General features: G+C 67.2%; 19 protein-coding genes. 12 read left to right on the top strand and 7 right to left on the bottom strand.

All coding sequences use genetic code 11. The features are described from left to right. The first annotated feature begins 48 nt into the window (after positions 1 to 48). From AC1DS6_RS04155 to AC1DS6_RS04140, 4 genes are all read left to right on the top strand, one after another. Positions 49 to 915, top strand: a complete 867-nt coding sequence (locus AC1DS6_RS04155) for a MipA/OmpV family protein (RefSeq protein WP_441637478.1) — start codon at positions 49 to 51, stop codon at positions 913 to 915. A gap of 73 nt (positions 916 to 988) precedes the next feature. After that, positions 989 to 2,401 (top strand): DUF2252 domain-containing protein, encoded by a 1,413-nt coding sequence (locus AC1DS6_RS04150; RefSeq protein ID WP_477102127.1) that lies wholly within the window; start codon positions 989 to 991, stop codon positions 2,399 to 2,401. A gap of 545 nt (positions 2,402 to 2,946) precedes the next feature. Then, complete coding sequence (locus AC1DS6_RS04145) at positions 2,947 to 3,903, top strand: LysR substrate-binding domain-containing protein (RefSeq protein ID WP_441636039.1); 957 nt, start codon at positions 2,947 to 2,949, stop codon at positions 3,901 to 3,903. A 241-nt stretch (positions 3,904 to 4,144) separates the two neighbouring features. Next, positions 4,145 to 5,101, top strand: a complete 957-nt coding sequence (locus AC1DS6_RS04140; protein ID WP_441636037.1) for a SphA family protein — start codon at positions 4,145 to 4,147, stop codon at positions 5,099 to 5,101. A gap of 105 nt (positions 5,102 to 5,206) precedes the next feature. Here the strand turns inward: AC1DS6_RS04140 and AC1DS6_RS04135 are convergent, their stop codons facing one another. Beyond that, complete coding sequence (locus AC1DS6_RS04135; RefSeq protein WP_477102147.1) at positions 5,207 to 6,115, bottom strand: LysR family transcriptional regulator; 909 nt, start codon at positions 6,113 to 6,115, stop codon at positions 5,207 to 5,209. A 123-nt stretch (positions 6,116 to 6,238) separates the two neighbouring features. Here AC1DS6_RS04135 and AC1DS6_RS04130 point away from each other — a divergent pair, with 123 nt between their 5' ends. The 7 genes from AC1DS6_RS04130 to alaC all read left to right on the top strand — a co-directional run bounded on the left by AC1DS6_RS04130 (position 6,239) and on the right by alaC (position 12,254). Continuing rightward, on the top strand, positions 6,239 to 7,126 hold the full coding sequence (locus AC1DS6_RS04130; RefSeq protein WP_477102126.1) for a pirin family protein: 888 nt from the start codon (positions 6,239 to 6,241) through the stop codon (positions 7,124 to 7,126). A 158-nt stretch (positions 7,127 to 7,284) separates the two neighbouring features. Then, a complete protein-coding gene (gene ycaC / locus AC1DS6_RS04125; protein ID WP_477102125.1) occupies positions 7,285 to 7,911 on the top strand; it encodes an isochorismate family cysteine hydrolase YcaC in 627 nt (208 codons plus the stop codon). Between the two features lie 174 nt (positions 7,912 to 8,085). Next, positions 8,086 to 8,802 carry a PadR family transcriptional regulator gene (locus AC1DS6_RS04120; RefSeq protein WP_477102124.1) on the top strand — a complete coding sequence of 239 codons (717 nt, stop codon included), beginning with the start codon at positions 8,086 to 8,088 and terminating at the stop codon, positions 8,800 to 8,802. Between the two features lie 63 nt (positions 8,803 to 8,865). Further along, a complete protein-coding gene (locus AC1DS6_RS04115; RefSeq protein ID WP_441636029.1) occupies positions 8,866 to 9,687 on the top strand; it encodes a siderophore-interacting protein in 822 nt (273 codons plus the stop codon). A 156-nt stretch (positions 9,688 to 9,843) separates the two neighbouring features. Further along, entirely contained in the window at positions 9,844 to 10,299 is a 456-nt protein-coding gene (locus AC1DS6_RS04110) for a winged helix-turn-helix transcriptional regulator (RefSeq protein ID WP_045239698.1), read from the top strand. A 71-nt stretch (positions 10,300 to 10,370) separates the two neighbouring features. Further along, a complete protein-coding gene (locus AC1DS6_RS04105) occupies positions 10,371 to 10,898 on the top strand; it encodes a 2-thiouracil desulfurase family protein (RefSeq protein WP_441636027.1) in 528 nt (175 codons plus the stop codon). Between the two features lie 99 nt (positions 10,899 to 10,997). Beyond that, positions 10,998 to 12,254: an alanine transaminase gene (gene alaC, locus AC1DS6_RS04100; protein WP_441636025.1), complete on the top strand. Its 1,257-nt coding sequence runs from the start codon at positions 10,998 to 11,000 to the stop codon at positions 12,252 to 12,254. 67 nt (positions 12,255 to 12,321) lie between these two features. Here alaC and AC1DS6_RS04095 read toward each other — a convergent pair whose 3' ends face one another. From AC1DS6_RS04095 to AC1DS6_RS04075, 5 genes are all read right to left on the bottom strand, one after another. Beyond that, the gene (locus tag AC1DS6_RS04095; protein WP_441636024.1) at positions 12,322 to 13,461 is read right to left on the bottom strand and encodes an enoyl-CoA hydratase/isomerase family protein; all 1,140 of its coding nucleotides are present in this window, start codon (positions 13,459 to 13,461) and stop codon (positions 12,322 to 12,324) included. Between the two features lie 10 nt (positions 13,462 to 13,471). Beyond that, positions 13,472 to 14,242: an enoyl-CoA hydratase gene (locus AC1DS6_RS04090; protein WP_441636022.1), complete on the bottom strand. Its 771-nt coding sequence runs from the start codon at positions 14,240 to 14,242 to the stop codon at positions 13,472 to 13,474. Next, positions 14,239 to 15,138 carry a 3-hydroxyisobutyrate dehydrogenase gene (gene mmsB, locus AC1DS6_RS04085; protein ID WP_441636020.1) on the bottom strand — a complete coding sequence of 300 codons (900 nt, stop codon included), beginning with the start codon at positions 15,136 to 15,138 and terminating at the stop codon, positions 14,239 to 14,241. The genes AC1DS6_RS04090 and mmsB overlap by 4 nt, the downstream gene beginning before the upstream one ends. A 265-nt stretch (positions 15,139 to 15,403) precedes the next feature. Continuing rightward, positions 15,404 to 16,933, bottom strand: a complete 1,530-nt coding sequence (locus AC1DS6_RS04080) for a CoA-acylating methylmalonate-semialdehyde dehydrogenase (protein WP_441636018.1) — start codon at positions 16,931 to 16,933, stop codon at positions 15,404 to 15,406. 63 nt (positions 16,934 to 16,996) lie between these two features. Then, the gene (locus AC1DS6_RS04075; protein WP_441636016.1) at positions 16,997 to 18,130 is read right to left on the bottom strand and encodes an acyl-CoA dehydrogenase family protein; all 1,134 of its coding nucleotides are present in this window, start codon (positions 18,128 to 18,130) and stop codon (positions 16,997 to 16,999) included. A 217-nt stretch (positions 18,131 to 18,347) separates the two neighbouring features. Here AC1DS6_RS04075 and AC1DS6_RS04070 point away from each other — a divergent pair, with 217 nt between their 5' ends. After that, positions 18,348 to 19,406 (top strand): AraC family transcriptional regulator, encoded by a 1,059-nt coding sequence (locus tag AC1DS6_RS04070; RefSeq protein WP_477102123.1) that lies wholly within the window; start codon positions 18,348 to 18,350, stop codon positions 19,404 to 19,406. Here AC1DS6_RS04070 and AC1DS6_RS04065 read toward each other — a convergent pair. Next, complete coding sequence (locus AC1DS6_RS04065) at positions 19,403 to 20,638, bottom strand: sensor domain-containing diguanylate cyclase (protein ID WP_477102122.1); 1,236 nt, start codon at positions 20,636 to 20,638, stop codon at positions 19,403 to 19,405. The genes AC1DS6_RS04070 and AC1DS6_RS04065 overlap by 4 nt on opposite strands. Between the last annotated feature and the right edge of the window lie 163 nt (positions 20,639 to 20,801).

Raw genomic sequence — 20,801 nt, 5'->3', positions numbered from 1 at the left:
GCCGCCATGGCTGGTCTAAGCTTGGTTTCCATCCGGAGCGATTCCACAATGCTTCCACCTCCGCTGCAGGCTTGTTTCGCATCATCCCCCCCGGCCGGGCGGCGCACCGCCGGCGCGCTGCGCTTGTCGATCGCCATGTTGCTGGCAGCCGTCATGTCCGGCAAGGCCGCCGCCGGGCCGGTGGACCTGCCGAATTCCCTGCCGAACATGGTCGGCGCCGGCTTTGGCTCCACGACGGAATACGCCGGCGGCAAGGACCGCATGATCGGCGTGGTGCCGGGGGTGCGCTATGTCACGCCAGGCGGCCACCTGTTCGAATGGTACGGACCCTATGCGCAATACAACTTTGGTGGCGTCACCGGCTTCCAGTGGGGGCCCGCAGGGGCGCTCCGGTTGGGGCGCAAGGATGTCGACGATCCCGTGGTCTCCCAGATTCACGAAATCAAGACCACGGTGGAGGCGGGCGGCTTCATCGGCTACGAGTACCTGGACCAGGGCAGCATTCCCTACCGGCTGCGCGGCAGCGTGGCGGTGGTGACAAATGCGGGCGTGGTCTACACGGGTGCGCGCCTCAGTGTCAACGGGAGCGGCTGGGTGCCATTGCATCCGCGGGTATATGCCGGGGCCGGGCTGGGCGCAAGCTGGGTGAGCCAGGGCTTCAACCAGACCTACTACGGTGTGACGCCGGACGATGCCGCGCGCAGCGGCCTGCCCGTCTACGCGCCCGGCGGCGGATTGCAGCAGGTGACCGGCTGGCTTGCGCTGGTTTTCCAGATCGACAAGAACTGGTACGCCGGCGCCATGGTCTACGGACAGCGGCTCACCGGCAGTGCCGGAGACAGTCCTATCGTGACGCAGCGCGGCACGCGCAACCAGATCACTTATGGCGCTGGCATCGCCTATGCCTGGAGATAGACAAGCATGGAAATCCATACCGGCAACAACACCCGGAAACGCAAAAGACAGAGCCGTAATCCAAGGAAAGCTTGTGGACACCCCTGAAGACATCGAATCCCGCCGCGAACGCGGCAAAGTCACGCGCAAACACGTTCCCCGCAGCGCGCATGTCGCGGTCGGCAGCGTCGAACGAGATCCCGTCGGGTTGCTGGAGATCAACAGCGCCGGCCGTGTCGAACGGCTGGTGCCGCTGCGCTATGGCCGCATGATCGAATCGCCTTTCACCTTCTACCGTGGCAGCGCCATCATCCAGGCGCATGACCTCGCCGGTACGCCGAATTCAGACATCCCCATCCAGATCTGCGGCGACTGCCACCTGGCCAACTTCGGCGGGTTTGCCAGCCCTGAACGCTCGCTGCTGTTCGACCTCAACGATTTCGACGAAACCAGCCTCGGGCCCTGGGAATGGGACCTGAAGCGGCTTACCGCCAGCTTCGTGGTGGCGGGCCGGCATCTGCGCCACAAGCGGGGCGTGATCGACGACCTGGTCTACCGCATCGTGCGCAGCTATCAGGAGCGCATGGCCAACTATGCCGGGATGGGCATTCTCGACACCTGGTATGACGCCATCACCTTCGAGCGGCTGATGGCCGAGACGCCTTCGCCGCAGATCCACAAAGCCCTGGAGCGCGGCATGGCGCGCGCGACCAAGCGCGCCAGCCAGGCGCTGCTGCCGAAGTTGTCGGAGCGGGTTGGCGAGCGCTGGGTTATCCGCGACGCACCGCCAGGGATCTTCCACATACGAGGCGAGAACACGCTGTTCTCCCCCGAGGACGACTGGATGAAGATCACCGACACCGACAAGGCTTTCGACAGGGCGTTCAAGGAATACCTGGGTACCATGGCGCCAGACAGGCGCCAGTTGCTCAGCCATTTCACGCGCCACGATGCCGCCTTCAAGGTGGTGGGGGTGGGCAGCGTCGGCACGCGCTGCCTGATCATCCTGATGATCGACAATCACGGCAAGCCGCTCTTCCTGCAAAGCAAGCAGGCCACGCAGTCGGTAGTGGCGCGCTATTTCAAGTCGCCGCCGGTGACGCATGAAGGCCGCCGTGTGGTGGAGGGCCAGCGGCTGATGCAGGCGGCCAGCGACGTGTTCCTTGGCTGGAACAACGGGCCGTCCGGCCGGCATTTCTATATGCGGCAACTGCGCGACATGAAGCTGTCGCCCGAGATCGAACTGATGGATATCGAACTGTTCAGCGAGTTCGCGGCGGTGTGCGGCTGGGTGCTGGCGCGAGCCCATGCCAAGGCCAGCGGGATGGCGCTGGAGATCAGCGGCTACCTTGGCAATAGCGATGCGATGGCCGATGCGCTGTTGGCGTATTCGAACGCGTATGCGGATCAGGTCGAGCGCGACTATGACGTGTTTGTCGCCGCTTGCCGCTCTGGCCGCCTGGAGGCGCGTACGGATGCAGACATGGCGGCGGATTTCCGCATCTAAGGCGCCAGAGGTCGCACAGAGTAGCCGGATTTCCTCCTGTGCGGCATGCCGGTCCCGGTCCCGCCAGATTTAGCAAAATTTGGTAGCCGTCCGGACCAGAAGCGCGGACGGCTGGGGCATTCCGCAGCGCAGCAAGGCAAAGTACCGCCTCGTTTGCGCGAAGCGTGGCGAATTCGCCGCATGTAGCGTCAATCGACCCCCGTTTCCCCTCCAGAAGAATTCAATACACACGCCGATAGATTTCAGATGGGGAAAATGTTGATATTGGAAACGATGGAACTAAAGTTCGTCACTGAGGACTAGCGCGCCAGCACGGCCGCCGAGACTGGAAACCAAATTTTCCAAAATATCGGACTCAGGTAGGTGGGGCACTGGCCTGATGCCAGGGCAGGCGCCAGTTTCATCACGATGCTCCGGAGCCATCCATGCGCCAAGCCCTTGATTCGCGCCAATCGAATGCGATCACATCGGCGGACAGGGTGCCCGGCGCAGATGGGACGGGCGGGCAGGAAAGCGTGGGCGCGGCAAGGGATCCGCGAAGCTGCATGCCTGCCCGCAGGGTGAACACGCGCGTGCTGCAGACATTCATCGCCCTGCTGAATGCCGGCTCGATTGCCTTCGTGGCGGACAGGCAGCGGGTATCCCGCGCTACCGTGCTCTACCAGTTGCACTCGCTGGAAGAGCGGGTCGGCACCTTGTTTCATGTCCAGTCCGACGGGGCGCTCTGTCCAACGCCGCTGGCTGTCGATATGGCGCCCAAGGTGCGCGGCATGCTGGATATCTGGGCGAGCCTCGTTGGCGGCCGCGCGGGTGAGCCGGCTGTGCAGGCGTCCGGCAGCTTGCGTATCGGTGTCTCGGGCGTGGCGGAACTGGTGGCGCCGCACGTCCTTGGCCATGTCCGCAGGATGCATCCGCTGATGGATGCCATGCTGGTGCCCATGGCGACGGACGCCGCGCTGATGCAGGCACTGCGCCGCGCGGACATCCATCTCGGGCTTTCCCTTGGCGCGGACGACGCATTCCAGGTGGTCACGGACTGCGTGGAAATGCGCTGCCGGATGGTGCCCGTATGCTCCCGCCTGCGCCACGCCGAATTCATGGCGGCCAGGGTTGATGCCTGGCCGTGGTTGCTGGAAGACAGCATGCCGGGCCTTTCCGCGGATCTCGGCGTCTGGTTCCGCGCGGTGCTGGCCGGCGGCGAGCCACGCGTTCGCGCGCAGTCTGCCGGCGTCCTGATGGACTTGCTGACCGCCGGGCTTGGCGTGACCTTGCTGCCCGAGGTGGGCTTGCCGGGATACCTGGCCGAAAGACATCTCGCGGTGCTGGAGCCGGCGGTGCCATTCATGCCACCCCCGTCAGTCCACTTGTGCGTGGTGGCCCCGGCCGCGGCCCGTCGCGCTGCCCAGCCGAGAGCGCTGGCGCGGGATCTCTATCGCGTGCTGGTTGCCGATGTCGAGTCCGGGCAAGGCAGGCAGCGTGACGAACCTCACCCGGTCAGGTGATTGCGCCATGCGCCTGATTGCTCATGATCTGCGGCTGGGGCGGACCTCGCGACCCGCCTTTTCACACTTAGCCCTCGACCACCCCGGCCGAGGGTTTTTTTCTCTGGCGGGAAAAACACCAATTCTGGCGAAACCGCTTTTCGGGCAAAATCTGTAACCTTTGCCGGAGCGGTGCGATGCGCGCAACCAGCGGCCGGCCAACACAAGATTGCCGATCACCCGACTACAAGGGAAAACCTAAATGCACCCCAGGAAGACGAAGCCTCTCGCCATTGTGTTGCCACTGCTGCTCGCTGCGGTGTCGGCGCATGCCACGGAGGGCGCGTTGGGCCGACCCATTTCCGGCACCAGCGTGGTGCCGAATGCCGGCATCGTATCGCCGGAGCCGATCCTGGCTGTCAACCTGGCCGAGATGTACCTGAATGGCTCTGTCGACGGCGGACGCCAGGTGCCGATCGGGGGGCAGGCCTCGCTCGGCATCAGCGGCGAGGTAGCCTTTACGCTGGCCACCATCATGAAGGTCTGGGACACCAGGACCGGCGCGTGGAATTTTGCCTCCAGCTTCACGCTGCCCTATCTGTGGAACAAGGTGGGTGCCAACGTGACGCTCGGGCGTTTCAACGGTAGCAGCCAGGACACCGCGTCCGGCCTGTTCGATATCTACTTCACACCGGTTATCGCCGGCTATCACTTCTCCCAGACCGAGCACGTGGCGCTGAGCCTGAACATCTGGGCGCCCACGGGCAGCTACGATGCCAACGCGCTGGCCAACACGGGCCTGAACAACTGGACCTTTGTGCCGCAGGTGGCGTACACCAAGATCCTGCCCGAGCAGGGGTGGCAGTTCGATGTGGTTTCCGGCCTGCAGTTCTACACGCGCAACAACGCCACCAACTACCAGAATGCGCCGCTCTTCACGCTTGACGTCATGGCGCGCAAGCTGTTCACCAAATCCTTCAGCGCGGGGCTGATCGTCGGCACCACGCAGCAGCTCGGTAACGACAGCGGACCCACCGCGGATCGCCTCAATGGCTTCCGCGGGCACGACTGGGCGATCGGGCCGGTCATCAACTACGACACCAGGATCGCTGCCAAGAGCACGCTTTCGCTCGGCCTGCGCTGGGTGCCGACGGTGGCGAGCCAGAATCGCATGGAAAGTACCAGAACCTTCATGGGCACGGCGACGCTCGTGTTCTAGCGGGCTGTGCGCAGAGCCGTTCCGAGGTCGGAAGCGGCTGGCGGAATGCGCCGACAAGACTGTGCCGGGACCGCCGCCGGTAACACGCCGGCTTGCCCGCTGGCGTTATTCCTCCACGATCTGCTCGAAGCGCAGGGCCAGGAAATCGATCAGGGCGCGCACCGCGGGCAGCAGCCCCCGGCGCGAGGGATACACGGCATGGATGACGCCGCCCCTTGGCCGCCATTGCGGCACCAGCATGACAAGCCGGCCTTGCTTCAGCTCGTCCTCCACCACCATGCTCGGCAATGCCACCGCGCCGACCCCCGCCAGCGCGGCGAGGCGCAGGGCCAGCATATCGTCGGTGACCAGGCGCGGGCTGTGCCGGATTTCCATGCCGGCGCCATCGGGGCCCTCCAGTTGCCAGCTATGCGCGGGTTGCGGCGGGCCCCAGTCGAGCGTCGGCAGCGCGGCCACGTCGGCCGGCACGGCGGGCAGGCCGCGCTCGGCCAGCAACGCGGGGCTCGCGACCAGGCACCAGGCGCGCCTGCCCAGCGTGCGCATCACCAGATCGCTGTCGCGCAAGGGCGGCACGCGGACCCGGATCGCCACGTCGATGCGCTCGGCGATCACGTCCACGCGGCGGTTGGTGGCCTCCAGATGCACGATCACTTTTGGGTAAGCCGCCATGAACTCCGCCACCATGGCGCCGATCCGCGCGTGCAGCAGCGCCACCGGGCAAGCCAGGCGGACGATGCCCTGGGGCTCGGAACGCGTCAGGTCGATGGCCTGCTGCGCGGCGTCCGCCTCGACCAGCATGGCCTTGCAGTGGCCGTAATAGCTTTGCCCGATCTCTGTGACGGAGAAATGCCGGGTCGAGCGCTGGATCAGGCGCGTGCCCAGGCGCTCTTCGAGTACGCCGATACGGCGGCTCAGCTTTGACTTGGGAATGCCGAGGGCACGGCTTGCCGGCGCGAAGCCCTGGTGATCCACCACCTGGGCGAAGTAGAAGAGGTCGTTGAGGTCGGGGTGCATCGGGGGCATCGTCCTATCAATAGGACACTGAGGATAGCGCACGCCGACTACCGACGGGCCTGGGGACCGCCTAAGCTTTTCTTCAACAGAGGCGCAGTCAGCCCCCATCGTCCAGGAAGCTTCATGAAGCAGATCATCGGCACCTATAGCAGCCCACATGCCCACTGGGTGGGCGACGGCTTTCCAGTCCGCACGCTGTTCTCCCAGCAGAGCCTTGGCAGCCACATGAGCCCGTTCCTGATGCTGGACCATGCCGGCCCGGCCGAATTCACGCCCGCCACCCGCAAGCGCGGCGTGGGCGAGCATCCGCACCGCGGTTTCGAGACCGTGACCATCGTCTATCAGGGCGAGCTGGAACACCGCGACTCCACCGGGCAGGGCGGACGCATCGGCCCGGGCGACGTGCAATGGATGACGGCGGCGTCCGGCATCCTGCATGAAGAGTTCCACTCGGGAGCTTTCACCCGCACCGGCGGCACCCTGGAAATGGTGCAACTGTGGGTGAACCTGCGCGCCCGCGACAAGATGGCGGCGCCGGGCTACCAGACCATCCTGTCGGCGGACATTCCTTCGCTGCCCTTGCCGGGCGGCGCTGGCCGGATGCGCGTGATTGCCGGCGAACATCAGGGCGCGCGCGGACTCGCTCACACCTTCACGCCGATGGATGTCTGGGATCTGCAGTTGCGCGAGGGCGCGGATGTCGACTTGCAGGCGCCCGAGGGCCGCACCGTGGCGCTGGTTGCGCTGCGCGGCAGTGTGCGGGTCAACGGCAGCCAGGTCGCGCAGGCCGGGCAGATGGTGCTGCTTGGCCGCGCGGGCACCGCCTTTGCGCTGGAGGCTACCAGCGCCGCCGTGGTGCTGGTGCTCCATGGCGACCCCATCGACGAACCGGTGGCCAGCTATGGGCCGTTCGTGATGAACACGCAGGAAGAAATCGCGCAGGCGCTGCAGGACCTGCGCAGCGGCCGCTTCGGGCGTATCGAGGCAGTGCAGGAGAGGCGCGTGCGGTAAGCGCGCATCAGGATGGGGCGGCCCTCAGGGGCCGCGGCAGCCAGGCAGTTTGCATCCGATCGCGAAACGCTGGATTCCCGGCGCGGCTGAACGTCAATCGATGAGCCTTCATCGCGATTGACCGTTGTTAATCGTTAATCCTCAAAAAGGAGATTCGCATGACTACCCCGTACAAGCGCCTGGACAAGAGCCAGGCCGCCGTCCTCCTGGTCGATCACCAGGCTGGCCTGCTATCCCTGGTCCGCGATATCGAGCCCGACAAATTCAAGAACAACGTGCTTGCGCTGGCGGACCTGGCCAAGTATTTCAACCTGCCTACCATCCTGACCACCAGCTTCGAAGATGGTCCGAACGGGCCGCTGGTGCAGGAACTGAAGCAGACCTTCCCGGATGCCCCCTACATTGCGCGGCCGGGCCAGATCAACGCCTGGGACAACGAGGACTTCACCAAGGCGGTCAAGGCCACCGGCCGCAAGCAACTGATCATCGCGGGCGTGGTGACCGAGGTCTGCGTGGCGTTCCCCGCGCTGTCGGCGCTGGCCGAAGGCTATGACGTCTTCGTGGTGACGGACGCCTCCGGCACCTTCAACGAGATCACCCGCAATGCCGCCTGGAGCCGCATGGCGGAAGCCGGCGCGCAGATGCTGAGCTGGTTCGGCATCGCCTGCGAGCTGCATCGCGACTGGCGCAACGATATCGAGGGACTGGGCACGCTGTTCTCCAATCACATTCCAGACTATCGCAACCTGATCGCGAGCTACACCACGGCAAAGGGCGCCAAGTAGGCTCGGAGGGCCGGCGCTTCAGGCGCTGGCCCTCCGCGTTTCACCGGCCTGCGCGCGCAATGGCGCAGGCCCGGCGGGCCGGTTTCCCCTGGCCGCGCCTGCCAGGATCGCCTTGACATCCTTACTTAAGATATATATCTTACGATATGTCTTTCGATAGTAGGGGTTGCGATCGTGCGTCACCATCCGCTTCTGGGCAGGCTTAGCCATCGCATGCTGGCTCACCTGTCGTCTCATTTCTCCGCCCATCCCTCGTTGCCCGGGGCGCGCCATGCCATACATGCTGTTGGCCACCATCGCCATGGCGGCGGTCCGGGCGGCTTCTTTGGCGGCGGCGACGGCTTCGACGGTGACGGCGATAGCTGGCGCCGCGGCCGCAAGTTCAGTTCGGACGATCTCCAGCTGATGCTGCTGTCCCTGCTGGAGGAAAAGCCCAGCCATGGCTATGAACTGATCAAGGCACTGGAAACCCGCACCAACGGTTTCTACAAGCCCAGCCCCGGCATGGTCTATCCCGCGCTGACGTTCCTGGAAGAAGTCGGCTATGCCACCGTGGATACCGAGGGCAACAAGAAGCGCTACCAGTTGGCGGAGCCGGGCCGGGCGCATCTCGAAGCCAACCGCGAGCGGCTGGCGCTGATGCTCAACAAGCTCAAGCACGTGGCGCGCAAGATGGAGTGGGTGCGGCGCGCGCTGTCAGGCGAAGGGGCGGAGGGCGGCGAGGAGCGTGAAGCCGAAGGCGGGTGGCTGCCCGAGTTCGTCGAGGCGCGCCTGGCGCTCAAGCGCGCGCTGCTGATGCGCACCGAGGCCACGCCGGCCGAGCAGCGCCGCATCGCCGCCATCCTGGCGCGGGCCACGGCGGAGATCAATGCCGGGCAGGGCGCTACCTGAGTGCTGACCCGGTTCCCGACACTCCATATCCCGAATTCCAACTCCCAGTCATCAAGGAGATCCATGCATACTCGCGACCTCACCGTGCAACGCGTTCGCCATGAACTCAAGATGCGCCTGCTGCAAGTGGTGCGTACCCAGGCCGTCTCCCCGCAACTGCTGCGCGTCACGCTGGCCGGCGACGACCTGAAAGGCTTTGTCTCCGCGTCCTTCGACGATCACGTCAAGGTGTTCTTCCCGGCGGCCGGACAGGACAAGCCCATACTGCCGGTAGCCGGCCCCAACGGCCCGGTCTTTCCCGAAGGCGTGCAGAAACCCGCGGCGCGCGATTACACGCCGCGCCGCTATGACCCGGTCGCGGGCGAACTCGACATCGAGTTTGTGCTGCATGGCGATGGCCCTGCCTCCACCTGGGCCGCGCAGGCTGCGGCCGGCCAGCATCTCGGCGTGGGCGGCCCGCGCGGCTCGTTTGTGATTCCCGAGGGCTTCGACTGGCACCTGCTGGTGGGCGACGAAACCGCGCTCCCCGCGATCGCCAGGCGCCTGGAGGAACTGCCGGCCGGCGTGCGCGCGCTGGTGGTGCTGGCGGTGGACAACGCCGCCGCCGAAATTCCGCTGCCCAGCCGCGCCGACGTCGAACTCCGCTGGCAGCACCGCGACGGCGCGCCAGCGGGTGCAACCGCTGGCAGCTTGCTGGAGCAAGCGCTGCGCGAGCTCCCGCTGCCGAGCGGCGAGGGCTATGCCTGGGCCGCCGGCGAAGGCGCGGCAATCCGTGCCGTGCGCCAGTACCTGGTGGGCGAGCGCGGCATCGAGAAGGGCCGCATCCGCGCCGCCAGCTACTGGAAGGCCGGCGCCGCCGCCGTGCATGAGAACATCGACGACTGATGATTGACGGCTGCGGCGTCCGTTCGCGCGGAGGTTGAAGACCGGATCGGCTGGTTTTACAATGCAACCGCCTCGCCGTGGGTGCCGGAACCGGCGCCAGCGCAGCGCGCCGCAGCCCGCGGCGCCGTGCCGGCGGCGCGCAGACGGAGTTGCGATATGGTCCGGCGAACCAGCCTGGAAGGTGCGGAGTGCCCGGTGGCCCGCTCGCTCGACGTGATCGGCGACTGGTGGTCGCTGCTGATCGTGCGGGATGCCTTCGACGGCCTGCGGCGCTTCGGCGAGTTCCAGCGCAGCCTGGGCCTGGCCAAGAACATCCTGTCCGACCGGCTGCGCACGCTGCTGGCGCACGGCATCCTGGAGCAGGTGCCAGCATCGGACGGCAGTGCCTATCAGGAATACGTGCTGACGCAGAAAGGCCGGGCGCTGTTTCCCGTGGTGGTGGGTTTGCGCCAATGGGGCGAGGCGTTTTTCTTCGCGCCGGGCGAGCCGCATTCGGTGCTGGTGGATGGCCAGGCCGGCAAGCCTGTGCGGCAGCTCGAGGTGCGCGCCGAGGATGGCCGCCTGCTCGGGCCCGATGACGCCGTGGTGAGGAAGGTGGGCGAGGCGGCATGACGCTGCGCAATCCATCGCAGACGTAGCCGATCCTTCGGTCTTCATTCATACGTAGTCCACACCGCATCGCCATGCCAACGGATTCTTCCTCCCGCCCCGCGCTCCTTGTCAGTTCCTGCCTGCTCGGCCAGCCGGTGCGCTACGACGGCCAGGCCAAGGCCCAGCCCGAGCCCGTGCTGGCCGTGCTGGCGCGGCATTTCGACCTGATTCCGGTCTGCCCCGAATCGCTGGGTGGCTTGCCCACGCCGCGTCCGCCCGCCGAGATCGTCGGCGGCAGCGGCGCGCATGTGCTGGCCGGTGCCGCCATCGTGCGCGACGCCACCGGCGCCGATGTCACGCAGCCCTTCACGGCAGGCGCGCGCGACGCACTGGCGATCGCGCGGCAGCGCCAATGCAAGCATGCCTTGCTCAAGGCGCTGAGCCCGTCCTGCGGCAACCGCGAACACTACGACGGTTCGTTCAGCGGCGCCGTGCGTCCGGGGCAGGGCGTGGCCGCGGCATTGCTGGCCGAGGCGGGCGTGCGCGTGTGGAACGAAAGTGAGATCGAGGCGCTGATCCGCACCGCGGGCGCGTCGCCGGCCGCGTTGCAAAACCCGTAGACGCCGTGCGTATTCGCCGCTAAGATCTTCCGGTCGGCCGCACCAACGGCCGGCAGCGTCGCTCGGACGGTTCCGGGCGCTTACGTTCAAGGAAAATCCATGTCCGCCTCCGCAGGCAAGCGCCGCTTCGCGCGTATCGATCGTCTTCCCCCCTACGTCTTCAATATCACCGCCGAGCTGAAAATGGCGGCGCGCCGCCGTGGCGAAGACATCATCGACATGAGCATGGGCAACCCCGACGGCGCCACGCCGCCGCATATCGTTGCCAAGCTTACCGAAGCCGCGCAGCGCCCCGACACCCACGGCTACTCCGCTTCCAAAGGCATCCCGCGCCTGCGCCGCGCCATTTCGCACTGGTACCGCGAGCGCTACGACGTCGAGATCGATCCGGATACCGAGGCCATCGTCACCATCGGTTCCAAGGAAGGGCTGGCCCACCTGATGCTCGCCACGCTCGATCGCGGCGACACCGTGCTGGTGCCCGATCCGAGCTATCCCATCCATATCTACGGCGCGGTGATTGCCGGCGCCGATATCCGCTCGGTGCCGCTGGTGCCGGGGGTGGACTTCTTTGCCGAGCTGGAGCGCGCCATCCGTGGCAGCTATCCCAAGCCGAAGATGATCGTGCTGGGCTTCCCGTCGAACCCGACCGCGCAATGCGTGGAGCTGGACTTCTTCGAGCGCGTGATCGCGCTGGCGCGCAAGCACGATATCTTCGTGGTGCACGACCTGGCTTATGCCGACATCGTGTTCGATGGGTGGAAGGCACCGTCGATCATGCAGGTTCCGGGTGCCAAGGATATTGCCGTGGAGTTCTTCACGCTGTCCAAGAGCTACAACATGGCGGGCTGGCGCATCGGCTTCATGGTCGGCAATCCCGACCTGGTGGCGGCGCTCACGCGCATGAAGAGCTATCACGACTACGGTACCTTCACGCCGCTGCAGGTGGCCGCCATCGCCGCGCTGGAAGGCGACCAGCAATGCGTGAAGGAGATCGCCGCGCATTACCAGACGCGCCGCGACGTGCTGGCGCGCGGGCTGATCGAGTCCGGCTGGCCGGTGGAGATTCCCAAGGCCTCGATGTATATCTGGGCGCGCATTCCCGAGCCGTATCGCGCGCTGGGATCGCTGGAATTCTCCAAGCAGTTGCTGGCCAAGGCCAAGGTCTGCGTCTCGCCCGGCATCGGCTTTGGCGACTACGGCGACGAGTACGTGCGCTTCGCGCTGATCGAGAACGAGGCGCGGATCCGGCAGGCGGTGCGGGGCATCAAGGCGATGTTCCGCACGGACGGACTGGTGAAGGTGCCTGTGGACGAGCACCAGCCGCACGGCCACGCGCCGAAGCCGAAGGACTGATCAGCCGCTGGTCGGACTCTGGTTCGATGACACGCCGGCGCAATGCCGGCGTGCAACGTGCGCGGCGTCAGCCGAGCGACGCCAGCGGATGCGATTCACGCGGCCACGGACTATCGAAGAACGATTGCACCGTGGCTTCGCTGACTTCGCCCACTGTCTTCACGCGCCAGCGTGGCGCATTGTCCTTGTCGACGATCAGCGCGCGTACCCCCTCGATGAAGTCGCCCTGCGTAAAGGCGTGGGATACCACGCCCAACTCCATGCGGAAGCAGTCCGCAAGATCAAGGTCGCGGCCACGCAGCAGCATTTCCCGCGTCACGGCCATCATCAGCGGCGAGCGTCCGCGCAGGATCTCCAGCGTGCGCTCGGCCCAGCCGGCATAAGCCGGATCGGACTCGGCCGCCAGGCTGTCGAGCAACCCGGCCACGCTCGCGTCGGGACGGAAGTGCCGCAGCACGGCCGGCAAGGCCGCCTGCAATGGCGCATCGGCGCCGCCGGCAAGGGGCGTTGCCGGCAGCGCGGCGCGCAGGTCCGCCAGCACATCGCCCGTCCAGCGAATGCCGGCCAGGGTCTGCTCGATGCCTTCCAGGCTCGCGGCGGGCACGGCGATATCGGCCAGCTTGCACAGCAAGGTATCGGCAGCGCCGAGCGTCACGCCGGTCAGCCCGACATAGAGCGCCAGTGCCGGCGGCAGCCTGGACAGGAAATGGCTGGCGCCCACGTCCGGCACCAGGCCGATGCCGGTCTCCGGCATCGCCACCCGCGAGCGCTCCGTGACCACCCGCAGATGCGCGGCCTGTGCCAGCCCCATGCCGCCGCCCATGACGATGCCGTCCATCAGCGCCACCACCGGCTTGGGATAGCCATGCAGGCGGTAGTCGAGCCGGTACTCGTCGACGAAGAACTGCTGGCGTAGCGATGTACCGGCGTGGAAACTGTCGTACAGCGCGCGGATATCTCCGCCGGCGCAAAAGGCTTTGCTGCCCGCGCCGCGCAACAGCACGGCGGCGATGTCGCCGCGCGTGGCCCACGCCGCAAGCTGCGTATCGAGCGCGCCGATCATCGGGTACGACAGGGCGTTCAGCTGACGCGGGCGGTTCAGCGTCATCACGCCGACGCCGTTGATCTCCTGGAACAGCACTTCGGGCTCGGCGTTCATGGCGGCGGCGGGGCGTTCCTGCGCAGCGTCGTTCGGGTTCAGGCGCATGGCGTGGCTCCTAGGCATTGCGCCATTGCGGCGCGCGTTTTTGCAGGAAGGCGTTGACGCCCTCGCGCTGGTCCTCGCCGTCGAACAGGTCGACAAAGCGCTCGCGCTCCAGCGCCAGCGCGGGGCCGCGCGGCACGCCCTGGCGGGCCAGGTGCACCAGTTGCTTGCTGTAGGCCGCCGCGCGCGGGCTGACATGGCTTGCGCGCTCGGCCAGGCGCATCGCGGCGTCGAGGGCCTGGCCGGCCGGCACCACCTCTTCCACCAGGCCGATGCGCAGCGCGGTGGCGGCATCGATCCGTTCATTGGCCAGGATCATGCGCTTGGCCCAGCCCTCGCCCACCAGCCAGGGCAGGGTCTGCGTGCCACAGCCGCAGGGCAGCAGGCCGACGCCGGCCTCGGGCAATGCCATCTGGGCTTGTTCCTCGGCAATGCGGACATCGCAGGCGAGCGCGCATTCCAGCCCGCCGCCCATCGCGTAGCCGTTGATGGCAGCGATCACCAGGGGGCGCGCATTCTGCAGCGCTTCGAAGGCGGCGCCGAAGCGCTGCGCCATTACCCGTGCATGGGCGCGGTCGCCGTCGGCGAAGCCGTTGAGGTCGGCGCCGGCGCTGAAGAAGCGGTTGCCGTCGCCGGTGACGACGATGGCGCGCACGCGCTCGTCGGCGTTCAGCGTGCCCACCAGTTGCTGCAGCTGCTGCAGGCCTTCGGCATTGAAGGCATTGGCGGGCGGGCGCTTGAGGGTCAGGCGGGCGATATGCCCGTCGATCACGTGTTCGATCATGCCGACGGCTCCTCTTGCGTCATGTACTGGCGGATCACGCCCGAGAAATCGAGCTGCCCGTCGCCGGCCTGGCTCACGGCCTGGTAGATCTGCTGGGCCAGGGCGCCCAGGAAGAGCGGCTGCCGCACGCTGCGGGCGGCGTCCGCGGCCAGGCCCAGGTCCTTGAGCATCAGGTCCGCGCCAAAGCCGCCGCTGTAGCCGCGGGAGGCCGGCGCGGCCGGGATCACGCCGGGGTAGGGGTTGCAGGTGTCGGCGGCCCAGCAGCGTCCGGTGGAGGTGTTGACGATGCCGGCCAGCACGCCGGCGTCGATGCCGAGCTTGACGCCGAGGGCCATGGCCTCGGATACGCCGATCATGGAGATGCCGAGGATGAGGTTGTTGCAGATCTTGGCGACCTGGCCCGTGCCGGTGCCCCCGCAGTGGACGATATTGCGGCCCATGCCGGAGAGCACAGGCTGCAGTTGCTCGAACAGGGCTTGTTCGGCGCCTACCATGAAGGTCAGCGTGCCCGCCTGCGCGCCGCCGGTGCCGCCGGAGACCGGGGCGTCGGCCATCGGGTTGCCTTGCTTGCTGGCTTCTGCGGCCAGCGCGCGGATGGTGGCGGGGTCGATGGTGCTGGAATCGACCAGGGGGACGCCGGGGCGGACGCCGGCGAGGACGCCTTCGGGATCGAGGTAGGTGGCGCGGACGTGGGCGGCGGCCGGCAGCATGGTGATGACGAAGTCGGCTTCGGCGGCTGCCTTGCGGGCGGATTGGGCTATGGCGGCGCCGTCGGCTTTTAGTGCTGACAGGGCGGTTGGGTTCAGGTCGAATACGGTGAGGGTGTGGCCTGCCTTGAGCAGGTTGCGGGCCATGGGGGCGCCCATGTTGCCTAGGCCGATGAAGGCGATGTGCATGTTGGCTCCTTACTCTTTGTATCGGTTGTGTTTTGGCTGTGGCGGCTGCTTTAGAGTCAAAAACCTAAAGTCAAAGGCGGTTTCACCCCCCTGCGGGGGGCGACCTACTTTCTTGTCTTGCCAAGAAAGTAGGCAAAGAAGGCGCGCCATACGGCCTGGTACACCTTCACGGCTCGCTTCGCATCGCTTGGGGGGCTCGCTTCGCATCGCGCCGGCAGAAGGCAATGCCTTCAAATTTCTGAAAGCTTGCCCGCCGCCCTTCGTTTCACCGCAAGCTGATGGTCGTATTCACTCCATCGTTCACCGTCGCGTCATCGAACCAGCGTGCGGTCACGGTCTTGGTCTGGGTATAGAACTGCACCACCTGCTTGCCGTAGGGACCCAGGTCGCCCAGCTTGGAGCCGCGCGAGCCGGTGAAGCTGAAGTAGGGCACGGGTACCGGGATGGGGATATTGACGCCGACCTGGCCGACGTCGATCTCGCTCTGGAACTTGCGCGCCGCCGCGCCGCTTTGGGTGAATACGCCGGTGCCGTTGCCGAAGGGGTTGCGGTTGACCAGCGCGATGGCTTCGTCAAGTGTGTCGACTGCGATCACTACCAGCACCGGGCCGAAAATTTCCTGCGTGTAGATGGACATTTCCGTGGTGACGTCGGCGAATACGGTCGGGCCGATGAAGTTGCCGTCGGGGTAGCCGGGTACCTGCACGTTGCGGCCGTCCAGCAGCAGGGTGGCGCCTTCGCGCTCGCCGGCTTCGATCAGGCCGGTTACACGTTGTCTGGCCGCTACCGATACCACCGGGCAGACATCGACACCGGGCTCGCTGCCGGCGCCGACCTTGAGCGTCCTGGCCTTGGCGACCAGATCGGGCAGCCAGTCGCGTGCGGCGCCTACCAGCACCGCCACCGAGGTTGCCATGCAGCGCTGGCCGGCGGCGCCGAACGCCGCGCCGACCAGGGCGTTGAGGGTGTGCTCGCGGTGCGCGTCGGGCAGTACCACGGCGTGGTTCTTGGCACCCATCATCGATTGCACGCGCTTGCCGTGCGCGCCGGCCAGGTTGTAGACGTGGGTGCCCACGGCGGTGGATCCGACGAAGGAAACGGCCTTGATGTCCGGGTGCGTGCACAGGGCATCGACCACCTCGCGCGCGCCGTGCACGACGTTGAGCACGCCGGCCGGCACGCCGGCCTCGACGGCCAGCTTGACCAGTTCCATGGTGGACAGCGGATCCTGTTCCGACGGCTTGAGCACGAAGGTGTTGCCGCACACGATCGCCATCGGGAACATCCACAGCGGGATCATGGCCGGGAAGTTGAACGGCGTGATGCCGGCGCAGACGCCGATCGGCTGTTGCAGGGTGTAGGTATCCACGGTGGCGGCCACGTTCTCGGCAAAGCCGCCTTGCTGCAGCGTGCCGATCGAGCAGGCGTGCTCCACCACTTCCAGGCCGCGGAAGATATCGCCTTCGGCATCGGCCAGGGTCTTGCCCTGCTCGGCGGTGAGGATGGCGGCGATGCGCTTGCTGTGTTCGCGGATGAGCGCCTGGTATTTGAGCATGATGCGCAGCCGCGCGCCCAACGGCGTGTGGCGCCAGGTGGCAAAGGCGCGATGCGCCGCGCCGACGGCCGCATTGACTTCGGCCGCCGTGGCCAGGGGAACTTGCGCCAGTACTTCCTGCGTGGCGGGATTGACCACCGGGCGGAATTCGGTGGCGGCGGACTCCACCCACTCGCCGTTGATCAACAGCTTGACGGTGGGCACGGCGGCGGTATTTGCGGAAGCGGGCTGGGCACTCATTGGGTGGTCTCCGTCGGTTCTGGGTTTTGGTGGGTCAATGCAGGAAAGGAGCAGGCACGCCGCTCAAAGGGTGCGCGCGATCAACATGCGCTGGATCTCGCTGGTGCCTTCGTAGATCTGGGTAATGCGGGCGTCGCGGTAGTGCCGCTCGACCGGGTAGTCTTCCAGGTAGCCGTAGCCGCCGTGGATCTGCAGCGCCTTGGAGCACACGCGTTCGGCCAGTTCAGAGGCGTAGAGCTTGGCCTGCGAGGCTTCCGACAGGCAGGGCTGGCCTGCGGTACGCATATGCGCGGCGCGGTGCACCAGCAGGCGCGCGGCGTTCAGCTCGGTAGCCATGTCGGCCAGCATGTTGGCAATCGGCGGGTGCTCGCGCAGCGGGCGGCCGAACTGCACACGCTCGGCGGCATAGCGGCAGGCGGCTTCGAAGGCGGAGCGGGCGATGCCGAGCGCTTGCGCGGCGATGCCGATGCGCCCGCCTTCCAGGTTCGACAAGGCAATGCGCAGGCCCTCGCCGGGCTCGCCGAGCAGCGCGTCGTGCGGCACGCGGCAGTCTTCCAGCGTGATGGCGCAGGTGTCGGAGGCGCGGATGCCGAGCTTGCGTTCCGGCGCGTGCACGATGAAACCGGGTGTATCGGTAGGCACGACAAACGCGGACAGGCCGCGCTTGCCTTGCTCCGGCTCGGTGGCGGCAAACACGATGGCCACGCCGGCGCGCTGCCCGTTGGTGACGAACTGCTTGGAGCCGGACAGCACCCAGCCGTCGTCGGTGGCGCGGGCACGGGTGCGCAGGTTATGCGCCTCCGAGCCGGCCTGCGGCTCGGTCAGGCAGAATGCGCCGATCATCTCGCCGCTGGCCAGGCGGGGCAGGTAGCGCGCCTTCTGCGCCTCGGTGCCGTAGTGCAGGATGGGGCCGCAGCCCACCGAGTTGTGCACGCTCATCAGCGTGGCGCAGGCGGCGCAGCCCGCGGCGATCTCCTCGATGGCCAGCGCATAGGCGATGTAGTCGGTATACGTGCCGCCCCATTCCTCGGGCACGATCATGCCGAGCAGGCCGAGCGCGCCCATTTCCGTCACGACCTCCGGCGGCAACTGGCCGGCACGGTCCCAGGCCGCGGCGTCCGGCGCCAGCCGTTCGCTGGCGAAGGCGCGCGCGGTGTCGCGGATCATGGCTTGCTGTTCGCTGAATTCTTGATGCATGGCGGCTCGGGTTGCGCCGGGACCGGCGTGGGGTTGGCACGCGATCGCGGCGTCTGGCGGTTGGTCGGGTGGCCCGCTGTGGGCGGGGGGCATGGCAGCAAGTGTAGGAAGACAGCGGGGGGGCTCCTATGCCAGAATCCGCCAACCTTGCTGAACTCGTTTGCCACTGCCGGCGAGCCCGGGCAGGCAAACCGTACCGTACCGATCGTTGCATTCCATGGAAAAACACAGCGTCGCCATTTGCTTCGTGCATCACGCCATCGCGGGCCTGCGAGCGCGCGGCATCGCGCCGGAGCCGGTGTTGCAGGCCGCGGGCATCGCGCCGGCGCTGCTGGCGGTGCCGCAGGCGCGGGTGTCCGCCGCAAGCTACAGCGCCCTGTGGCTGGAAGTGGCCGCCGCGCTCGACGATGAATTCTTTGGCCAGGATTCGCGCCGCATGAAATGCGGCAGCTTTGCCATGCTGTGCCACGCCGTCGCGGGCAGCAAGACGCTGGCGCAGGGGCTGGAGCGGGTGGTGCGCTATTTCGGGCTGCTGCTCGACGATATCGGCGTGCGCCTGGAGCGCGAAGGCGCTGGCGCCGAAGGCGGCCGGGGGGGCGGCAGCGGGGCCGGCAAGCGCCGGCGGGCGGCGCTGGTGCTCACGGCGCCATCGGCGCAGCCGCCGGGCGTGTTTGCCCAGGAGACCATGCTGATCATGCTGCACGGGTTGATGAGCTGGCTGCTGCGCCGGCGCGTGCCGGTCCTGCTGGCGGCGTTCAGCTATCCGGAGCCGGCCTACAGTGCGGAATACCGGCTGATGTACTCGCGCCACCTGGCGTTCGGCGAGCCGGCCACGGCGCTGGTGTTCGACGCGGCCTGGCTGGACCAGCCTGTCCACCAGGACGAGCGCAGCCTCAAGGCCTTCCTGCGCGACGCGCCCCACAACGTGGTGGTCAAGTACAGCGACCGGGGCAGCATCATGGCCCGCGTGCGGCGCCAGTTGCGTGCCCAGCCGCCGGAACAGTGGCCCACGTTCGACCGGCTGGCGCACGATGTCCATATGTCGTCATCGTCGTTGCGGCGCCGGCTGATGGAGGAGGGCGGCACCTACCAGCAACTGAAGGACGAACTGCGGCGCGACCTGGCCATCGAGGCGCTCAGCCATTCCAGCCGCCCGCTGGCGGAGATTGCCGCCGAACTGGGCTTTGCCGAGCCCGGGGCTTTCCACCGCGCGTTCCGCCGCTGGACCGGGCTGCGGCCGGGCGCGTATCGGGCCACGACGCCCGCGATGCCCTAACGGCGCTGGCGCTCGCCGGAAGGGCCCATGGCGGAGGGCTGCGCCGCATGTGCCGGAGCGGCGTGCGGCATGACGTCAGGGGCAGCCGTATGCGGCAGCACGCGGTTGCGCCCCGAGAGCTTGGCCATATAGAGCGCGGTATCGGCGCGCGCGGTGAGTTGCTGCAGGCTCTCGCCGGGCTGCCATGCGGCATAGCCGCCGCTCACGGTATAGCGCACCGTGCCGGAAGGGCCGCCGACGGGGCTGGCCTCGGCCAGCGAGCGGATGCGCTCCGCGACGTGGCGGGCATCCTCCAGCGAACTGGCTGGCAACAGCACGACGAATTCCTCTCCGCCCATGCGGCCGATGCGGTCGGGCGCGCGCAGGCTGGCGGTGACAAGCCGCGCGAACTCGACCAGCACGGCGTCGCCGGCGGCATGGCCGAACGTGTCGTTGACCGACTTGAAGTGGTCGATGTCGACGATCAGCAGCACCGGCGGGTGCCCGCCCCGGGCGGCGCGGGCCAGTTCGCGAAAGGCTTCCTCCTCGAATGCCTTGCGCGACATGGCGCCCGTCAGGTAGTCGCTGTTGGCAATGGCTTCGAGCCGGTGCACCATCGCATCGTGGATCATCAGCACCGCGCCCATGGTGAGACCCGGCGTGGCCATCGCACCCAGCACGAGAAAGGCGGCATTCAGTCCGGGCGAGGTCATGGTGGACGGGTCGTCCATGACCGAGAGCACCGACAAGATGCCGCGCAGGGCATGCGCGGCGGCAAGGAAAAAGGCGAAACCGGCCGTGGTCAGGTAGTGGCTGGTGGGGCGGGCGCGCGGGCGGTAACGCACCAGCACGTACCCCGCGCAGGCGCACAGCACGGCATGGAATACCGAAACGACGACAACGCGCGCGTTGAAGTCATTGTAGATATAGCGCCACGTCACGATGCCGGCCACCACGGCGAGGGCCGCCGCCGCCATGGCCCGCCAGGGCGGCTCTCGCCCGCAGAAGCGCGCGATGCCGGCGTGGAACAGCGCCAGCGCCCACGCCAGCGCGCCGTTGGCTACCACGATCGACAGGATGTCGGGGACCCGGCCACGCAGCGTAAATAGTACAAGCGCCACCATGGCCGTCAGGTTGGCCTGCCACCAGTGCCTCACGCCGGGCTGGCCGCAGCGGCGCAGCGACCAGACGATCGCCAGCATCATGACGCTGAGCAGCGTCGTGACGGCTAGCAGGGCGAACGGGTCCGACATCTGCTGATTTCCTCCGGTTGTATCGCGTGATTGGGTGCGGGTGCCCGGGCGGGCGGGAAGCTCGGGAGAATACCCTAGCGGCGTCGCCGCTACCCACCTACGCAAGAGGGGGTAGACCATTGGCTTGCGGCGGGGCTGTCAGGTCAGGGGACTAGAATGGGGA

This window comes from Cupriavidus sp. 05L310 (genome assembly GCF_056398185.1).
Note: the sequence above shows the minus strand (reverse complement) of the source record. Positions and strands in the feature narration are given on the sequence as shown.

Bases quoted from the DNA above. Each gene is read 5' to 3' on its own strand.
- mmsB (WP_441636020.1), bottom strand. From the start codon at position 15,138: ATGCACATCGCCTTCATCGGCCTAGGCAACATGGGCGCCCCCATGGCC.
- alaC (WP_441636025.1), top strand. From the start codon at position 10,998: ATGTCCGCCTCCGCAGGCAAGCGCCGCTTCGCGCGTATCGATCGTCTT.
- AC1DS6_RS04155 (WP_441637478.1), top strand. From the start codon at position 49: ATGCTTCCACCTCCGCTGCAGGCTTGTTTCGCATCATCCCCCCCGGCC.
- AC1DS6_RS04070 (WP_477102123.1), top strand. From the start codon at position 18,348: ATGGAAAAACACAGCGTCGCCATTTGCTTCGTGCATCACGCCATCGCG.
- AC1DS6_RS04080 (WP_441636018.1), bottom strand. From the start codon at position 16,933: ATGAGTGCCCAGCCCGCTTCCGCAAATACCGCCGCCGTGCCCACCGTC.
- AC1DS6_RS04115 (WP_441636029.1), top strand. From the start codon at position 8,866: ATGCATACTCGCGACCTCACCGTGCAACGCGTTCGCCATGAACTCAAG.
- AC1DS6_RS04130 (WP_477102126.1), top strand. From the start codon at position 6,239: ATGAAGCAGATCATCGGCACCTATAGCAGCCCACATGCCCACTGGGTG.
- ycaC (WP_477102125.1), top strand. From the start codon at position 7,285: ATGACTACCCCGTACAAGCGCCTGGACAAGAGCCAGGCCGCCGTCCTC.
- AC1DS6_RS04145 (WP_441636039.1), top strand. From the start codon at position 2,947: ATGCCTGCCCGCAGGGTGAACACGCGCGTGCTGCAGACATTCATCGCC.
- AC1DS6_RS04105 (WP_441636027.1), top strand. From the start codon at position 10,371: ATGCCAACGGATTCTTCCTCCCGCCCCGCGCTCCTTGTCAGTTCCTGC.
- AC1DS6_RS04095 (WP_441636024.1), bottom strand. From the start codon at position 13,461: ATGCGCCTGAACCCGAACGACGCTGCGCAGGAACGCCCCGCCGCCGCC.
- AC1DS6_RS04075 (WP_441636016.1), bottom strand. From the start codon at position 18,130: ATGCATCAAGAATTCAGCGAACAGCAAGCCATGATCCGCGACACCGCG.
- AC1DS6_RS04140 (WP_441636037.1), top strand. From the start codon at position 4,145: ATGCACCCCAGGAAGACGAAGCCTCTCGCCATTGTGTTGCCACTGCTG.
- AC1DS6_RS04110 (WP_045239698.1), top strand. From the start codon at position 9,844: ATGGTCCGGCGAACCAGCCTGGAAGGTGCGGAGTGCCCGGTGGCCCGC.
- AC1DS6_RS04135 (WP_477102147.1), bottom strand. From the start codon at position 6,115: ATGCACCCCGACCTCAACGACCTCTTCTACTTCGCCCAGGTGGTGGAT.
- AC1DS6_RS04065 (WP_477102122.1), bottom strand. From the start codon at position 20,638: ATGTCGGACCCGTTCGCCCTGCTAGCCGTCACGACGCTGCTCAGCGTC.
- AC1DS6_RS04090 (WP_441636022.1), bottom strand. From the start codon at position 14,242: ATGATCGAACACGTGATCGACGGGCATATCGCCCGCCTGACCCTCAAG.